This window comes from Microcystis sp. M53598_WE2, assembly GCF_030067735.1.
Lineage (GTDB): Bacteria > Cyanobacteriota > Cyanobacteriia > Cyanobacteriales > Microcystaceae > Microcystis > Microcystis aeruginosa.
In genome coordinates this window covers 1-2,525 of the sequence record NZ_JASJFE010001036.1, presented here as the reverse complement: position 1 = coordinate 2,525, position 2,525 = coordinate 1, and the positions used below count along the sequence as shown (strand labels likewise).

The window sequence follows — 2,525 nt, the reverse complement described above, 5'->3', positions numbered from 1 at the left end:
TGAGCGGGGGGAAAATTCCTGGACTTTTTCCCTGAAAATTAGGTAATTGACCACCTGAAAAGGTAAAACCCTACACCCCACACCCCACACCCCACACCCTGCCCCCAGGAAAAACTTTTTGCCGCAAACCCTATTTACTGGACTCTGGAAATATTACCCGCTTTAATCCAACCTTCGCGACCATCGGACAGACGTATGCGCTGCCATTGGCCATCGCTGCTGGTTCCCACCACACTGACTTTAGTATTATAATCCAGACCGCCGAGACGAGTCGATTCACTGGTAGGTTGAGAGCGCAGACTTAAACCGCTTTGCCATGTCACCCGCGCTTGATAACCCTCGGATGTGGCTTCTCTTTTTCTTGCTTCGGGACTGGGTTTCGGGGAAGCTTTTGGTGCTGGTGCAGCTGTGGGAGACTCTTTCACCTCAGCTTGGGGTTGTTCTTGGACGGGAGTAGTAGGGATGGGAGAAGGTTTGACGGCGGTTTTTTCCTCCTTAGTTTCCTCTTTTTTCTCCTCGGTAAAGACGGGTTTAGGAGGATTAGAATTCATACCGGAGAGAAGCATATAGGCGACAGCAGTAGCCCCACCGACCAAAATCGCCACTCCCATGACAAAACCGAGCATAAATTGCAATAAACCAGATAAACGCTTCATATTGGTGCTAAATTAACTGCTAGAATTGACATTAAAACGATCATCGCGAGAGGCTAAACGAGCTTTACCGGACTTTGCCCAATCCTGTAGAAATTGAATCTGTTCTTGGGCAGTCCGAGCTAGGGGGATAATCTGACTAGCGGCCTCAAGCACATCATCGGTGCTAAAGTCGCGATTTTGACTAAAACCGATGTGCATCGCTTCCACGATGGTTTGTTCGATTTCTGCCCCCGAAAAATCGGGAGTTTCGTAGGCTAGTCGCTTTATATCATAACTTTTTAGATTATGGGGCCGAACTTTCCCTAAATGAACGCTAAAAATCTCCTCGCGGGACTTTTGGCTAGGTAGTCCGACAAAAAATATCTCATCGAAGCGTCCTTTTCGCAACATTTCCGGGGGCAGAGATTGGATGTTATTAGCTGTAGCGACGACAAAAACCGGCGATTGTTTCTCGGCTAACCAAGTGATAAAAGTCCCGAAAACCCGCCCGGTGGTTCCCCCGTCGCCTTTTCCCTCCGCTCCGGCGAAAGCTTTATCGATTTCGTCTATCCACAGCACACAGGGAGCTAAAGCTTCAGCGAGATTAATCATCTGACGGGTACGCGATTCCGATTCTCCCACCAATCCGCCAAATAAACGCCCCACGTCTAGACGCAGTAGGGGTAAGTGCCAATGATGGGAAATAGCTTTCGCTGTCAGGGATTTACCCGTCCCTTGAATTCCCACCAATAGTAAACCCCGGGGATTGGGTAAACCGTAGGCGCGGGCGCGTTCACTAAAAGCACCACCGCGACGAATCAGCCAATCTTTGAGATTATCTAGGCCGCCGATGTCAGAAATCTGCTCTGTGGCGGGATAAAAGTCCAATATCTGGGTTTGACGAATCGATTGGCGTTTTTCTGCCAAAATTAATTCCACGTCCTCTGGCTCAATTTTGCCGTGACTGGCTAAACATTTGGCTAAAACCCGACGAATTCTCTCTAGGGATAATCCTTGGGCAGAAAGCACTAATTCATCGAGGAGTGGTTCTTTGACGGGTTGTCCGGTGGCGGCGATTAATCGCTGGATTTCCTGTTTAATTTCTTCGCCACTGGGGAGGGGAAAATCGACGACGGTGATTACTTCGGTTAGATCCGAGGGGATAGACAGTTCGGGAGCGACGATAATTAGGTTTTTAGGCTGAGATTTCAGAGAACGGGCCAGATTTCGCAATTTTCTGGCGATGGAAATATCTTCTAAAAAGCGCTGGAAATCGCGTAAAATTATGATGGCGGCGATGTTAGGCGGCAGCTTTTCGACGAATTCAAGAGCTTGGAGGGGATTACGCCGAGCAAAGTTCTCATTATTGGGATTATCTTGATAACCATCCACAAAATCCCAGACATAGACAGCACGGTTATGGCTCTGTTTGGCAATATCGGCGATCGCTTTTTCGAGACGTTCCTCTTCTAGGGTGGTAATATAGATGAGAGGATAGCGCGCCCGCAGCAGTAATTCAAATTCTTCACCAAAGCTCATAGCTATTCGTCTATAGTTTTTGCTATTTAGGGCTTGCTGAATAAATCTAAAAACCTTGCTGGATAAGACTTTTAGACTTTTTGTCAATCCAAAAGTACCGGCCCTGGGAGTGAGCGGGGGGAAAATTCAGGTACTTTTTCCCTGAAAATGGGTAAAACCCCACACCCTGCCCCCACGAAAAACTTTTTCAGCAAACCCTATTTATATCGTCATCGAAAATTTGGGTCTGAAACCCCGCCGTTTTACGGCGGCTTTGCTGTTAAATCTTAGCACATTTACGAAATATGTGTTAGAATGTGAGACATGGAAAAAGCCTATTCTTACCGATTTTACCCCACACCAGAACAAGAG

The 2,525-nt window shown here is 47.5% G+C and carries 3 protein-coding genes; 1 reads left to right on the top strand and 2 read right to left on the bottom strand.

The window, feature by feature from the left end; all coding sequences use genetic code 11:
- Window positions 1-134: 134 nt before the first annotated feature.
- Together PX636_RS21275 and PX636_RS21270 are read right to left on the bottom strand one after the other, a co-directional pair.
- Window positions 135-656 (bottom strand): SH3 domain-containing protein, encoded by a 522-nt coding sequence (locus PX636_RS21275; RefSeq protein WP_012265257.1) that lies wholly within the window; start codon window positions 654-656, stop codon window positions 135-137.
- A gap of 12 nt (window positions 657-668) precedes the next feature.
- Window positions 669-2,174: a Ycf46 family AAA ATPase gene (locus PX636_RS21270; protein ID WP_002798407.1), complete on the bottom strand. Its 1,506-nt coding sequence runs from the start codon at window positions 2,172-2,174 to the stop codon at window positions 669-671.
- Between the two features lie 303 nt (window positions 2,175-2,477).
- Here PX636_RS21270 and PX636_RS22795 point away from each other — a divergent pair.
- A partial coding sequence (locus PX636_RS22795) for a helix-turn-helix domain-containing protein (protein WP_155120395.1) occupies window positions 2,478-2,525 on the top strand: 48 nt, incomplete at its 3' end.

Excerpts from the sequence above, each read along its gene's own strand:
- PX636_RS21275 (WP_012265257.1), bottom strand. The coding sequence starts at position 656 with ATGAAGCGTTTATCTGGTTTATTGCAATTTATGCTCGGTTTTGTCATG.
- PX636_RS21270 (WP_002798407.1), bottom strand. The coding sequence starts at position 2,174 with ATGAGCTTTGGTGAAGAATTTGAATTACTGCTGCGGGCGCGCTATCCT.